The sequence below is a fragment of the Bacillus sp. PSXD-155 genome (genome assembly GCF_049310765.1).
In the GTDB taxonomy this organism is placed as follows: domain Bacteria; phylum Bacillota; class Bacilli; order Bacillales; family Bacillaceae_G; genus Bacillus_A; species Bacillus_A cereus.
In genome coordinates this window covers 1-15,154 of sequence record NZ_JBMOWC010000080.1, presented here as the reverse complement: position 1 = coordinate 15,154, position 15,154 = coordinate 1, and the positions used below count along the sequence as shown (strand labels likewise).

The window sequence follows — 15,154 nt, the reverse complement described above, 5'->3', positions numbered from 1 at the left end:
TTGTCTTCGGCATAAATTACGATATGGATATCGAAGAGTGACCGCAACTCTTCGGAAAATGGGACTGTGTGTGAATCATAAAAAAGTATTACGAATCATGAGACAAAATCAGATTCTCTCAAAAGTTCGTCGAAAGAAAAAGAAATATATCAGTGGTGCGGAGCCAGTAGTAGCGCCTCATCGATTGGAACGCCAATTCGATGCATCCGCACCAAATGAAAAGTGGTTTACGGATGTGACATATCTATTATTTGGAGAGCGTACCTTGTATTTATCAACGATTATGGATGCCTTTAATCGTGAAATTATTAGTTATGTCATCAGCGAGTCCCAAGCACTGCCATTAGCAATGAAGACATTAAAACAAGCAATGAGAGGGCGAAAAGTAAAAGATGTCCTTCTTCACTCAGATCAAGGAAGTATTTATACAGCGAAGGAATTTCAAGCATATGCCAAAGAAAACGGCATTATCACCAGCATGTCCCGGAGAGGAAATTGCCATGATAATGCCGTCATGGAAAGCTTCTTTAGTCATTTAAAAAGTGAAGCTTTCTATTCACAAGAGATAACAAAAGTATCCAACACAACTGTGCGAAAGATTGTGCTAGAATACATTCATTACTACAATTGTGTGCGAATTCAAGAAAAATTAAACCACCTATCCCCTAAAGAATTTAGGGAACAAGTGGTTTAGGTGTTTTGATAGGTGTCCCGTTTTCGGGGTTCACTTCAAAACAATGGGGATTTTTTTCGTTAATAAATACTTCTCCTGATGTTGGTGCATCAATAGTAGAAATCATATTCAGTAAAGTTGATTTGCCACTGCCGGATGCTCCCATAATTCCTACAAATTCTCCTTTTTGTATTGTCAAATCAATATTGGAAAGAGCTTTATAAGATACTTTTCCTGTATTATAAATTTTACTTAAGTTACGGACTGTTAATATACTCATAGTTGTTATCTCCTATTCTTTTATTGGCTATATATAATTTAATCTAAAGCATTATAGTCCTCATATTGAATTGTCTTACATTTACCTTACAAGCATGTAAGAATTCTATCTTTTAAGAAAATTATTTTAGAGGAGGTTAAAGATTTAACTCAACATATTTACAGTGTATAACGCCTATTAAATTAAAGGAAGGAACCTATTAAATTTCCTAATAGGCTCCTTTTTTTAAGGCGAAAATTTCAAATATAGAGTTATACTTCAAATCGTTTGCGTTTTCATACAAATTTTATAAAGTTAAAAATTTCTTGTTTTATTTTAGCTTTATATTGATAAGATACTAGCATCCAATTTTTTTATGATTCAATCCAGGATAAAATATCTACTACCGTTTGATAGGCAGTGCATAATGACCAAAAGATAAATCCAGCAAGGCACTTGCTTCTTGACGCAGTAACAGATCTTTCGGACGGAACATAAAGGACCCATCAGCATTGATGGAAGTATCAGGGTCTAGAATTCCTTGGGAGGCAAGTGCCTGAATCGATTGGACTGCCCAGTCGTCTGCGGCATCAAGTAATTTAACTTTAATAGCTTTATCAGATTGAATCGGTTTCAAGTCTTGAATTTGCTTAACGTTTTGAATCATGGTTGCTGCGACCTGTCGGGTAATCGGAGTAGCACGAATATACTCTGGAATTCCATTCATCATTTTTTCCCTTGCCTCCTTGGATTCGTCTGGAAAACCATTCCATCCGTGAGCAAGTAACAGCATATCCGCAAATTCTCCTTGTGTCATGGTGTCCATCGGATTAAATAGATTATCTGTTTTAGCACCCATAATGTTTAGAGCATGAAGGTTATCAATGTGACTTCTATATTTACTCTTTGCTGGCACGTCATCAAACGGTGATTTGTTGTTAATTTTCTGAGCATCTGCTACAAAATCAAGGCTTTTAGGAGAGGTGTAGTGAAAATATGTGATTTCTCCTGCTGAATTCTTTTTGAAAGCGACTTTATTGCCTTCTGAATCCTCAAATAACAATGGATGAATCATTTTGAGAACTTGTTTTCCCGTTGTTCCACCCTCCATGATCAAATTCCCATTTTCATAAGTAAAATGAGTGCGAATGGCAGCGAAACGCGTATTCTGGAATAAACCCAAGTATTTATGAGCCTCTTTTTCCTCTAACGGGAGATAACTTGTTTTTACTTCATTCTTCTTAGCGGGGAAATAGTGATCCATGAGAGCTTCATATATGTCTATACTCATCATTGAATCATTATTGTAAGACATGAAGAATGCTGTTTTTTGTTCAGGCACTAAAATCAGCAGTGATTGATGCCCAGGCATACTTCCACCTTTCATTACAACATGTTGACCGTTAGCAAATTTATTAAAAGGCGTTTCAAATCCAATTGTCGCAACAGGGACTGTCTTATCATCAAAAACTTGATAGGCATGCATCATATCTATGCCTTTTTTACTTACAATTTCTTTGTCTTTAAACGTTCCTTTCTGTAGTTGCATAATCATGTATTTTGACATGTCTTCCGCAGTAGATAAAATGCCTCCTTGTGGTGTATCCCTTAAACCGCTCCCACTTGTTGGAATCGGATCACCTGTGGGACCATAATGTGTAGCCATTCTTTTGAGAAGGTCAGGCGTAAAACTCATACTCGTAGATTCCATATCTAATGGTTTGAAAATATTTTTTTCCATATATTTCGAGAAAGGGGTGTTAGTAGCATTTTCTACTGCAAACCCTGCGAGCGCAAATGAGACGTTGTCATACGTATAAGCTTCCCCTGGTGGCCGTATCACCGTTGGCATATGCTTAGAGAAAAATTCTTTCATTGGTATACTATTATGAACGTATTCGGGTCCAGTTATATTTGTGAGATCCGGAAAATCTACCCCGCTAGTATAAGTAAGCATATCAAACAGGGTGAGAGGTTTCCCTGTTTGATTAGGAATTTGTAATCCACCAAGGTATTTTTGTACATCTTGATCTAGTTTAAGCTTTCCTTTATCGACTTGCTGCATCACAGCCAAAGCAGTAAAGGTTTTTGAGACTGAAGCGATTTGAAAGACCGTGTCCTTAGTGACAGGGATTTTCTTTTCTTTATTGGCATATCCATATCCTTTATTGACAACGACCTTTCCATCATGAACGACGACAAAACTAGAACCGTTCACATTATACTTCTTCATTTTTTCTTCAAATAACGGGTCTGCAAAAGATTCTATTTCTTTTTTATTAGTAGGTCCTTCCATCATTTGAATATTAGTTGAGGATGTTAATGGTTTTGATTTTTCAGCTTCTAATAATTGTTGGGAACACGCAGAAATCATGGTTGAAGAAGAAAGAAGAACTGCAACGATCCCCAGTTTGTTAATTGCTTGTTTCATTTTTGTAAGCTCCTTTAATTGATTTGTTTTTTTGTTAGCGAAACGAGTTAGCACCCGTTAGCGTATGAACAGAGTGTAGCAAGAGGCCAGTCATAGTAGGTAGTGAGTTTTTGTCATATTTATAAAGGAGAACAAAATTGAGTGGATAAGGCTGTATTAATAGTTATGTCATAAAAGTCATGACATTTTGACACTACCGTGTGTGACAGAAAAACATTTAGAATCAAGGAGCAGTTTTTAACGCATTAACAATAAATGGGGAGGGGAGACCTACATTGTGTATGTTAAAAAATATAATGAGGCGTGAAAGGGGAAATAGGCATGATTTATTTATGAAAAACAAACCAGTAATAAGAGTGGTTCTTCTAGGGTTAACATACATGCGGAAAAAGAGGGATTTATCGTTTGTTAGAATACAATTGCATTTGTGAAAAAATAATTAGCAAGATAATTACAAATGTAATATTGAACTTTTAATAGAGGTGATAGCTGTGTGCTTAGTATGAAACAGCTAATAACCATCTACACAATATGAATAGAGAAGAGGGAGAATCTTATGAAAACAAGTAGGCAAATTACGAGTGCAAGTCTGACCCTTTTAATGGCTGGAAGTTCTTTGTTATATACAACACCAAGCTCAATTGTAAAAGCAGAGCCCAATCAAAATGTATCTAATTCGTTACAAACAAATACTCAAAGAGATCGTACTTCCGTCAAGAAAGCAATGCGGGATACGCTACAACTTGGATACCCAGGGATACTCGCCAAAATTTCAAAGGATAGAAAAACGTGGAGTTATGCTGCTGGGGTAGCGGATTTGAGAACCAAAAAACCAATGAAAGCAGATTATCGCTTTCGTATTGGCAGTGTTACGAAGACATTCATTGCGACAGTGCTACTTCAATTGGCTGGAGAGAACCGCTTGAATCTAGATGACTCCATCGAAAAATGGTTACCTGGCGTCGTTCAAGGAAACGGATATGATGGTAACCAGATTACGATTCGGCAGATATTGAATCATACAAGTGGGATTGCTGAATACTTAAAGTCAAAAGACTATGATATTATGGATACAAAAAAATTGTATACGGCTGAAGAATTAGTAAAGATGGGAATTTCTCTTCCACCAGACTTTGCTCCAGGTAAGGGCTGGTCTTATTCAAACACAGGATACGTAATACTAGGTATGCTTATTGAAAAAGTAACTGGAAACAGCTATGCGGAAGAGGTTGAAAATCGGATTGTTGAACCGCTCGAATTGTCGAATACATTCCTACCTGGTAATTCAACTGTTATTCCAGGTACCAATCATGCCCGTGGATATGAAAGATATGACGGAGAAAGTGAGCTAAAAGACGTTACTTATTCATACCCAGGTAGCTCGGATGGAGATATGATTTCTACTGCTGACGATTTAAACAAATTCTTCTCTTACTTACTCAGTGGCAAATTACTGAAGGAACAGCAACTAAAACAAATGCTTACTACAGTTCCTACAGGAACAGAAGTAATCGATGGATATGGTCTTGGAATCTATGAAACTAAACTTCCAAACGGTGTCTCGATATGGGGACACGCAGGTGCCTCTCCAGGGTTTTCTACTTTTGCTGGAGGCACACTTGGAGGCAAGCATACATTGGCCATCAATTTGAATGGCCATAAAACTAGTCATTCTAATCCTTTTAAAAATATTTTACTTGCTGAATTTAGCAAGTAGGCAAAAAGGAAAAATAGATAAATTTTGTCATAGTTTTTATAGTTGAAAATATCCTTTTCTGGTTCAAAAAATACCTTAATTTTAAAGTTTTTTTAAAATTAAGGTAGTAAATGCTGTTAAGCTAATAAAACAAAATCCTCCGTAACATGAAAAACGTTATTCTTTCTCTAGAATCATAGGAAAGGATAACGTTTTTTTACATTTGGGGTAAAGCAGGTTCCTAATTTGATGGACATGTGGCAGTACCCTAGCCTATCAAGTTAATAGAACTGAGTTTTTCTTAAAATAAAAACCACCGAATTATAGAAGTGGTTTTGAGCGTAAGGAATTTGTAAGAAAGGAGTAAGAGAAAAGAGATTTTCATTGTGTATGATCAAAATGTAGAGAAGAACGAGAGGGGGAATAGATACTATACATTTATATAAAAACAAATTCATTAACAAAACTCTATGGAAGAAAAGAAGAAATTACAGAGGTTAACATACATCTGAAAAAGAGGAATTAATCATTTATTAGGTCAGAAAGTTGTTTGTAGAAATAATTGGTGCATAGATGATTGCAAATTCAGTGTTGACTTTTATCATTGGGAGAGTTGATAGCTGTGTGGTTAGCATATGACATAGCTATCAACCATCAATACAATTTAAATAGAGGAGAGGAATGCTTTATGAAAACAAGCAGTAAAATTACATGTGCAAGTCTAGCACTTTTAATAGCTGGAAGTTCCCTGTTATACATAACACCAACATCAATTGTAAAAGCAGAACCTACGCAAAATGTATCTAGTTCGCTACAAACAAGCACTCAAAGAGAACGTAATTCCGTCAAAGAGGCAATGCGGGATACATTGCAACTTGGATATCCTGGAATACTTGCTAAAACTTCTGAGGGTGGAAAAACATGGAGTTATGCCGCTGGGTTAGCGGACCTGAGCACCAAGAAACCAATGAAAACAGATTTTCGCTTTCGCATTGGTAGTGTAACGAAGACGTTCATTGCAACAGTTCTACTTCAATTATCTGGAGAGAACCGTTTGAATCTAGACGACTCCATTGAAAAATGGTTGCCTGGTGTTATTCAAGGAAACGGATATGATGGTAACCAGATTACGATCCGGCAAATATTGAATCATACAAGTGGTATTGCTGACTATACAAATTCAAAAGACTTTGATATTACGGATACAAAAAAATCGTATACGGCTGAAGAATTCATCAAAATGGGGATTTCACTTCCCCCAGACTTTGCCCCAGGAAAGGGTTGGTCTTATTCAAATACAGGATACGTATTACTGGGGATTCTTATTGAAAAAGTAACTGGCAACAGTTATGCCGAAGAGGTTGAAAATCGGATTATTGAACCGCTTGATTTGTCAAATACATTCCTACCTGGCAATTCAAGCGTGATTCCAGGCACCAAGCATGCCCGTGGCTATTTCCAACTAGACGGAGCAAGTGAGCTAAAAGACGTTACTTATATTAACCCAGGTAGCTCGGATGGAGATATCATTTCTACTGCTGATGACTTAAACAAATTCTTCTCTTACTTACTAGGTGGCAAATTACTGAAGGAACAGCAATTAAAACAAATGCTTACTACAGTTCCTACAAATAGAGAGGGAACCGGATATGGTCTTGGAATCTATGAAACTAAGCTTCCGAACGGTGACTCGGTATGGGGACACAGGGGGGTCGTTCCAGGGTTTACCACTTTTGCTGGTGGCACACTTGGAGGTAAGCATACATTGGCCGTCAATTTGAACAGTTTTAAAGCTGATAGTCCTGATCCATTTAAAAGTATTTTACTTGCTGAATTTAGCAAGTAGGTAAAAAGGAAAACCAGATAAAAAGTGAGTTTTAGGAATTAGAATAAATGTATCTTAACAGTAATAGGGGGGGTAATAGTTTAAACTGGGATCCTTAGAGCATGTCAAAAAAATAATAAGTAAGTATTTCAGGAGGGTTTTATGAAAAAGAAAATGATTATTGCAATTGTTGCTTCTGCTATAACAATGACTCATTTTGTAGGAAATACTTATGCAGATTCGAAAACAGAGGTTTCTGTTACAGCTCCCTACAATACAAATCAAATAGCGAAATGGTTAGAAGCACATGCAAAGCCTTTAAAAACAACTAATCCAACTGCATCTCTTAATGATTTGAAACCACTTAAGGATATGGTAGGTTCAGCTTCAATTGTAGGTTTAGGTGAATCTACGCATGGGGCTCATGAAGTTTTTACGATGAAACACCGTATTGTTAATTATTTAGTATCTGAAAAGGGCTTTACCAATCTAGTTTTAGAAGAGGGATGGGATAGGGCCTTGGAACTTGATCGATATGTTCTTACTGGTAAGGGAAACCCAAGCCAACATCTATCACCTACATTTAAGACGAAAGAAATGCTAGCTTTACTTGATTGGATTCGGCAATATAATGCTAATCCAAAACATAAATCGAAAGTACGTATCATCGGGATGGACATTCAATCAGTAAACGAGAATGTTTATAATAATATAATAGAATATATTAAAGCGAACAATTCAAAACTGTTGCCTAGAGTAGAAGAGAAGATAAAAGGTCTTATTCCTGTAACAAAGGATATGAATACTTTTGAAAGCCTTACGAAAGAAGAAAAAGAAAAGTATGTTTTAGATGCTAAACAAATTAGTGCTTTATTAGAGGAAAATAAAAGCTATTTAAATGGAAAATCTAAAGAGTTTGCATGGATAAAGCAAAATGCTCGTATTATTGAACAGTTTACTACAATGTTAGCGACACCTCCTGATAAACCATCGGATTTTTATTTGAAACATGATATTGCAATGTATGAAAATGCGAAGTGGACTGAAGAACATTTAGGAAAAACGATTGTATGGGGACATAATGGACACGTTTCGAAAACAAATATGCTTCCTTTTATATATCCTAAAGTAGCTGGGCAGCATTTAGCAGAATATTATGGAAAACGGTACGTATCTATTGGAACGTCAGTTTATGAAGGACAATATAATGTCAAGAATAGCGATGGTGAATTCGGCCCCTATGGAACATTAAAATCGGATGATTCAAGCAGTTATAACTACATCTTTGGACAAGTTAAAAAAGATCAATTTTTTATTGATTTACGTAAGGCAAACGGCGTGACAAAAACTTGGTTAAACGAACAACATCCAATTTTCGCTGGAATAACTACCGAAGGGCCTGATATACCAAAAACTGTTGATATATCATTAGGTAAAGCGTTTGATATACTTGTTCAAATTCAAAAAGTGAGTCCATCTCAACTACATCAGTAAATTTGTAATAATGTGGCTCAACGAAGTGTAGTATTGATGATAGTGTTAAGTGTCAATAGTGTTGTTTAGAAATGTCAGTTAGGTTATTTTATTAAAGGATTATTAGATGAAATAAATGTTTTCAAATTAGAGACGATGTGGGATAGAAGCACATTAACATTAAGTTAACAAAATAAAATTCTCCCTAATTAGATAAAATGAGGAACTAAGGAATTTATCCCACATTAACGGACAATAAGAGCTCAACCTCAAAATGCAGCGAAAACAAAGAAGTTAGGCTGGGTGGGTTGCCCGTAAAAAACTGATTGGTGAGGGCTGATTAAAGTTTACTTTATACGTGTGATGAACTAAATTAAGAAATTGATTAGGGTACGTCGTTTCTTTTAGGAATCCTTATTATAAGGATTCCTTTTTTGTACCAAAAAATTTGCAAAGAAAAAAGATAAGATCGGGAACACAATCTTATCTTTAACATAAAGAATTAGCGTATGAACAGAGTATAGCAAGCGGCGAGTCATAGTCGATAGTGAACTTCTGTCATGTTTATAAAGAACAACAAAAATTGAGTAAATAAGGCTGTATTGATAGTTATGTCATACAAACCGTGACATTTTGACACTAACGTATGTGACAGAAAAATACTTAGGATTAAAGTAGTAGTTTTTAACACATTAGCAATGAATGAGGAGGAGAAATTTTAATGACGAAAGCATTAGCTCAAAAAACTTTGCAAGATTTTTATTTCTTATTATTTACCTTTGTATCCGGCTTTTTTTACTTTTGTTTCTATCTAGTCAGCATTACATTTGCATTAGTAATGACGATTATCTTTTTGGGTATTCCCTTGTTGGCGTGGGTGCTGCAAACAACTCACACGTTTGTTCAGTATGAGCGCATTCAAACGAAGATTTATACAGATATATCGATAGATTTATTCGAACCAAGAAAAAAAGAGGAAGGAGATAAATGGATTAAAGCGATAGATACAATCCTCAATAATAGCAACTGGAGGGCTATTTTTTGGCTCATGCAAAAATTTTTTGTCGGAATAATGAGTCTTATATGTGCTGTTTTACTGTATGTAATGCCACTAGTATGTATCGTTACCCCCTTACTTTTTCAATATTTTAATATATACTTATTGGGCATTGCAGTGAATTCATTGGAGACAGCAATTTTTGTCATGATTGTTGGTTTCATTCTCATCTGGATACATAATCTTATTGGAAACGACTTAGTTCGAATTATTGGAATGTACACGCGTTTCATGTTTAAAGCTATAAAGGAGTGATAATTTGTTTAAGACTTTAAAACTATGGTTTTGGTATGATTGGGCCTTGCTTTGTATACGCTTTATTGTTTGGCTATCATTAATATCAACGACTATCCAACAACAAGATCATTTAACAGTACCACTTTGGATCATAATCCTTTGGGAAGTCGTTTCATTTTCAGTACCTTGGATTTGTTTAATGTTCAGTTATCGCTATTATTTATTTACTGAAATAATATTATTTGGCGGAGTTTGTTTCTATTTAACTTTATTATTTCCGTTAGCGTATCTTGCTTTTTTAATGCCAACTTTTATGATTGCGGCAAATAGCGTTCATAAATCTTACCGCTGGTCGGGTCCTATTACAATTATTTTGTTCCCGTTGCTTATTGCGATATTTTCCAAAGTAACAGATTTATGGGTAATCATCCTACAACTCAGTTTAGCTTTTGCTATGGGCTCTTTCTTTCGTTTACTGGCTATTAATTACCGTCAAAGTGAAATTATTCGGAACCAGAAACATGTATTGGAACAGTACGTATCCCAAGTTGAGCGGATTACATTACTGGAGGAACGTGATAGGCTCTCAAAAGACTTACACGATACGATGGGACATTCCTATACTTCAATTATTATGGGGATGGAAACATTGCGTATGGAATTAAAGTCTAAAGAAGGAGAGCAGCAGCTAGATTCATTATTACAATTGGCCCGTAACAGTATGGAAGAAGTAAGACTGTATTTACACCAATTAGATTTATCACAAGAGTCGCTTCCCTTAGCTACCACACTACAACAATTGACAGAGGAATTTAAGAAACATGCAAAAGTAAATGTACGTACTCGAATAATAGGGGAAGAGTATATGGTCTCCAAACAATCAAAAATGACACTATATCGGAGCTTGCAGGAATCACTAACAAATGCTGTTCGCCATGGGCATTCCACAGAAATCATTGTGTCACTTCATTTTGAACCACAACAGATAAGATTGGATGTACAGGATAATGGCTGTGGGGTAGAAGAGTGGAAGGATGGCTTTGGATTAACTGCAATGAAAGAGCGTGTAAGTCAGTCACAAGGAAGAGTCATTGTTTATTCCAAAAAAGGGGAAGGGACATTAATTTCATGTGTTTTACCGAAACAAGTACAACTTTCTAATAAACAAATTCGCCTGTGTATTGTCGATGATCATTCTTTTATCCGAGAAAGTCTTCATACAATTTTGAGTGGACTGGAGGATTTACAAGTAGTGGGAATGGCTGAAGATGGAGAACAGGCTTTGGAATTGTGCGGAAGACTAAAACCAGATGTAGTATTAATGGATTTAGAGATGCCAAATCTGGATGGGATTCATGCAACTAAAATGATTAAGAAAAAATGGCCGGACATTCGTTTACTCATTCTGTCAACCTTCCAGAATACAGAAAGGGCAAAAGAAATCATACGAAATGGTGCGGATGGATATGTATTGAAATCCATAGATTCGCGTGAACTAGCTGAATCAATTCGTCTAGTCTATCGAGGAGGCGCGATGATTACTCATGACTTGTTCCATAGGATGTGGGAAGAGAATAAAGAAACAGGATTATTTGAATCACGATCAGATGGGATAGAGTATGGCTTGACGAAAAGAGAATTAGAGATTTTGGAACTATTATCACAAGGAAGCCGTTATAAAACAATAGCTTCGACACTTTACTTGTCAAACGGGACGGTAAGAAATTACGCCTCCAATCTCTATGAGAAGCTAGGAGTTAAAAATCGAGAAGAAGCAGTACAAAAGGCAAAAGATATAGGATTACTTTCATGACTCTTCCACTTGAACTAGTTAGCTGAAGTTAATGGGGAACTTACAGATGATGCAGGACATCACTACCCAATCCCACATTTGAAACTACAATGAAAAATAAAGATTTGGAACGCCTCTGCTTTTTTGTGAACAAAGTTGTTTAAAAAGGTTATTTGAATTCTCATATCGAAAAAGTAAAACACTATAGACGAAGACTATAAAATTTGTAGACTATAACTAAATTTGAAACAAGGTTTAAGGTAGATGAATGCTTTATTGAAACCTATCTTTACAAAGGACTGGTAAATAGTTTTCATATTTGTTAGTACATCGGTTCTAAATCTAAAAGTAAAATAGGTATTTGGGTCAATAACATCTTTGATTTAGATGTTATTGACCCAATTTAGAAAATATCTATTAAGTTGCCATGAGTAATTTTAGAATTGAAAGAGGGAATTTCGTAAATTCGGGGATAATAATACTCACTAAATTAAAGCTCTCTATAAAGAGAAGAATTTAGAAACTAAAGAAATCAGTGTGACGGTGCTTGATTGTAGTCAAATATAAAATATGTTGTTTTGAGTTGAAGTAAGATGTGTAATTGAAAAAGATAACAGGATAATATATTTCTAACCATTCAAAGAGAAGGAGATGTGATTGAGGTGAATAATACATATAATGAAAAGACGCATACATTAATTAAACAATTATTAAAAAAGTTTTCACCAAAAGTTCCTGGCTTTGCATATATTGCTAGTTTTGATAGCGGAGTAACGTATAAAGGTGCAGTTGGCTTAGCTTCTATAGAGAAAAATCTACCCATAACTACCAAAACCGTTTTTAATATAGCCTCAGTTTCTAAACAATTCACAGCATTTTCTATATTACTCTTAGAACAAGAGAGGAAATTGAGCTTAGATGATTCAATTGTAAAATTTGTCCCTTCTATAGGTGCATATGCTGAACCTGTAACATTGAGACATCTAATTCATCACACTGGTGGACTAGTTGATTATATGGAATTGGCTCAAGCAGAAAATATTAAATTTACTGATATATTAACTGTGGAAGAATCGCTAAAGCACCTTAAAAATCATCAAATTGCAAGATTCCCAGTTGGCACAAAATTTGAGTATAGCAATACAGGATATTTTTTATTGTCACTAGTGGTAGAGAAGGTAATTGGCAAGTCCCTACGTCAGTTTGCAAAGGAACGTATTTTTGATCCTTTACACATGAAAGACACAACGATTGTGGATTGCTACCTAACTACTATTTCAATTGCTAGAGGGTATTCAAAGAATGAACAAGGAGCATATATGGTCTATGAAAGCCCTTGGGAACATACAGGGGATGGAGCAGTTCATACAAATGTTGAAGACCTGGTAAAATGGGGAGGAAATTTAACTACAGGTACCGTTGGTGGAAAAGAACTTGTTAAAAGAATGAGCGAAATAGGCCCGAAATTTTCTCTAGCTGGAGAGATGATTATTGAAAACGAAGATTATGCTTTTGGGCTGAGAGTTGCAGAAGGTTTTAACTGTCGATACTTGGAGCATTCAGGAAGCTGGGCAGGTTATCGCTCACACTTCATGCGGTTTCCAAAAGAATATTTGTCTGTTGTGGTACTAAGTAACTATGATGAATTTGACTCTAAAAAATATGCTAATAAAATAGCAGGAATTGTTTTAGAAAAGTAAAAAATAGGGCTTAGAAGACAGTATCTAGATTAGGGTAACCTCACGTTGTTTTAGGTTTAATTGATTTTGAGAACGGAAGGCAAGCATAAGTTTATGCTTGCCTTTTTTCGTATTAAAATGAACATAAATATTTATATTCATACAGTAAAAAATTAATTAGAAATTCTTTAAATATAGATTGATTAATGAGGTCGAACTTTAAAAAATTTTAAATAAAAATATAAAAATTATATATTGAGATTATCAAACTTAATTTTATTGAAAATTGAAACATTAATTAATATTCCCATTGCTATTAAATTGACCATTAAAGAACTTCCACCAAAACTTACAAATGGAAATGGAGTACCTGTAAGAGGAAATAGTCCCGTAATACCACCTAAATTTACAACAGATTGCATACCAATCATACATCCTATACCAATTGCTATAAAACTGCCGAATGGATCTACACATAATTGTGCAATTTTTAAGGAGCGAAGTACTATAGTCAAAACTCCAACCAATAGAATAAATACACCAATAAATCCTAGTTCTTCAGAAACTATTGCCATTATAAAATCAGTATGTGGTTCCGGAAGATAACCTGTTTTTTGTATGCTATTTCCAAATCCACGACCAGTGATTCCTCCAGAGCCAATGGAAATAAAAGAATTTACAAGCTGGTATCCATTTCCTTGCGCATCAAGAAAGGGATTGAAAATCGTAGTAATACGTGTCTTTTGAACTTCTGACAAACTATATTGAATCAAGAAATATAAAATAGGTAACCAAAAAATAGAACTGATGATAGTTCTTTTGATTAGTAGATTTATATTTATTCCTGAGCAAAGAAATATGCTAAAACCTATACCTAATATTAAAAGTGCAGATCCTAAATTTGGTTGTTTAAAGATAAGAAAAAAAATTGTAGCTAAAAAAAATAAAAGTTTTCCGATACCACTCCAGTTATTTTTAGCTTGTTCTTGTCGTAATGCAAAAAAACGGGCTGTTACAAGTATTGTTCCTAATTTAAGAAATTCAGCTGGCTGTATCCCAAAGATCCATGATTGAGCATTATTTACCACTTTTCCTTTCCATAAAACCATAATTAATAAAAAAATCCCCCCAACCATAATACAGATTGAGACTATTCGTTTTTTCCATATTTCATATGGGAGTAAAGCACAAACTATTAACCCTATTGTTCCTAAAAGTAGCTTTGTTAATTGAGAATCAACAAAGTGTCTACTGTTATAACCGTAATGTTGGACAGCGACAATGGAGCTTGCACTATACATCATGATAATACCTAAAGTACATGTTATGAATAGAGGAAGGAGCAATAGATAATCGAGTTTTAATATTTTTTTCATTTTAATATCCTCCTGATTTAAAACAAAACATAATATTACATTTGCTTATGAATAGAATCTTGTTCTCGTCAATTACTAAATATGACTTTTGTTTAGGAAGATTCTATCGCTTACTCCCTGTTTTTTTACGCAAAAATCCCCCTAGTATGTAACTAGAGGGATTCAAAATGGCATGACTAAATAAGGCTTTTTTCCCCCTAGTAGAGCTTTGGCACTATACAACGTAAAGTAATGAAAATTCATTACTTAGCTATCTTAAGAAGAGCCTTAATCCGACAATTCCTGTTCTACCCATTGGCGTCTTTCGACATTTTTGGGCAATAGCCTGTGTTTGCATAGGAGCCTCACCTAACAGGTTAAGCAATATAAATTTTATGTGTTTGTTTCGTGTAGCAAGCATAAATATATTTTTTTTGCTTGTCAAGCAACCGTATTGCTAATTTTATTTATTTTATTGCTTTATAGTCCTTTGAGAAATGATAAGAGAAAATGTATGTAATCATTCCGTATAAGTACATATTTTTGACTTGTAGTGTATCGTTTGATTAAGTAGTTTAACCACATAAATTTGATAAACAGTAAAGAAGATTTTAATTATAAAAGAAGATTTTTTTAGAATGTTCTTTTGATATACAGAATGACTAATTATTTATCAT

9 protein-coding genes, 1 pseudogene and 1 riboswitch are annotated in these 15,154 nt (G+C 34.8%); of the genes and pseudogenes, 7 read left to right on the top strand and 3 right to left on the bottom strand.

The genetic code is table 11. From position 1 onward, the window contains the following. Nucleotides 1-694, top strand: a 694-nt coding sequence (locus ACO6VI_RS31275; RefSeq protein WP_422422957.1) for an IS3 family transposase, incomplete at its 5' end; no start/stop codon positions are given. Nucleotides 695-722: 28 nt separating this feature from the next. Here the strand turns inward: ACO6VI_RS31275 and ACO6VI_RS31270 are convergent. Beyond that, nucleotides 723-953 (bottom strand): annotated as a pseudogene (locus tag ACO6VI_RS31270) (ATP-binding cassette domain-containing protein); the annotation flags it as partial. A gap of 382 nt (nt 954-1,335) precedes the next feature. Then, nucleotides 1,336-3,363, bottom strand: coding sequence for a serine hydrolase (locus ACO6VI_RS31265; protein WP_422425013.1), 2,028 nt, complete (start codon nt 3,361-3,363; stop codon nt 1,336-1,338). Nucleotides 3,364-3,919: 556 nt separating this feature from the next. On the opposite strand from ACO6VI_RS31265, the gene ACO6VI_RS31260 reads away from it, so the two are divergent. The 6 genes from ACO6VI_RS31260 (at nt 3,920) to ACO6VI_RS31235 (ending at nt 13,143) form a co-directional block, all read left to right on the top strand. Continuing rightward, nucleotides 3,920-5,080, top strand: coding sequence for a serine hydrolase domain-containing protein (locus ACO6VI_RS31260; RefSeq protein WP_422425011.1), 1,161 nt, complete (start codon nt 3,920-3,922; stop codon nt 5,078-5,080). 667 nt (nt 5,081-5,747) lie between these two features. Next, nucleotides 5,748-6,905 carry a serine hydrolase domain-containing protein gene (locus tag ACO6VI_RS31255; protein WP_161520328.1) on the top strand — a complete coding sequence of 386 codons (1,158 nt, stop codon included), beginning with the start codon at nt 5,748-5,750 and terminating at the stop codon, nt 6,903-6,905. Between the two features lie 141 nt (nt 6,906-7,046). Beyond that, the gene (locus ACO6VI_RS31250; RefSeq protein ID WP_422425009.1) at nt 7,047-8,378 is read left to right on the top strand and encodes an erythromycin esterase family protein; all 1,332 of its coding nucleotides are present in this window, start codon (nt 7,047-7,049) and stop codon (nt 8,376-8,378) included. Nucleotides 8,379-9,078: 700 nt separating this feature from the next. Beyond that, a complete protein-coding gene (locus ACO6VI_RS31245) occupies nt 9,079-9,669 on the top strand; it encodes a sensor domain-containing protein (RefSeq protein WP_109737348.1) in 591 nt (196 codons plus the stop codon). A gap of 4 nt (nt 9,670-9,673) precedes the next feature. Beyond that, nucleotides 9,674-11,464, top strand: coding sequence for a hybrid sensor histidine kinase/response regulator transcription factor (locus ACO6VI_RS31240; protein ID WP_161520329.1), 1,791 nt, complete (start codon nt 9,674-9,676; stop codon nt 11,462-11,464). 641 nt (nt 11,465-12,105) lie between these two features. After that, entirely contained in the window at nt 12,106-13,143 is a 1,038-nt protein-coding gene (locus ACO6VI_RS31235; protein WP_161520330.1) for a serine hydrolase domain-containing protein, read from the top strand. 227 nt (nt 13,144-13,370) lie between these two features. Here the strand turns inward: ACO6VI_RS31235 and ACO6VI_RS31230 are convergent, their stop codons facing one another. Continuing rightward, nucleotides 13,371-14,498, bottom strand: coding sequence for an FtsW/RodA/SpoVE family cell cycle protein (locus ACO6VI_RS31230; RefSeq protein WP_098818941.1), 1,128 nt, complete (start codon nt 14,496-14,498; stop codon nt 13,371-13,373). 186 nt (nt 14,499-14,684) lie between these two features. Further along, a riboswitch (M-box (ykoK) riboswitch) is annotated at nt 14,685-14,861 on the bottom strand. Nucleotides 14,862-15,154 lie beyond the last annotated feature (293 nt).

Bases quoted from the DNA above. Each gene is read 5' to 3' on its own strand.
- ACO6VI_RS31265 (WP_422425013.1), bottom strand. From the start codon at position 3,363: ATGAAACAAGCAATTAACAAACTGGGGATCGTTGCAGTTCTTCTTTCT.
- ACO6VI_RS31260 (WP_422425011.1), top strand. From the start codon at position 3,920: ATGAAAACAAGTAGGCAAATTACGAGTGCAAGTCTGACCCTTTTAATG.
- ACO6VI_RS31255 (WP_161520328.1), top strand. From the start codon at position 5,748: ATGAAAACAAGCAGTAAAATTACATGTGCAAGTCTAGCACTTTTAATA.
- ACO6VI_RS31250 (WP_422425009.1), top strand. From the start codon at position 7,047: ATGAAAAAGAAAATGATTATTGCAATTGTTGCTTCTGCTATAACAATG.
- ACO6VI_RS31245 (WP_109737348.1), top strand. From the start codon at position 9,079: ATGACGAAAGCATTAGCTCAAAAAACTTTGCAAGATTTTTATTTCTTA.
- ACO6VI_RS31230 (WP_098818941.1), bottom strand. From the start codon at position 14,498: ATGAAAAAAATATTAAAACTCGATTATCTATTGCTCCTTCCTCTATTC.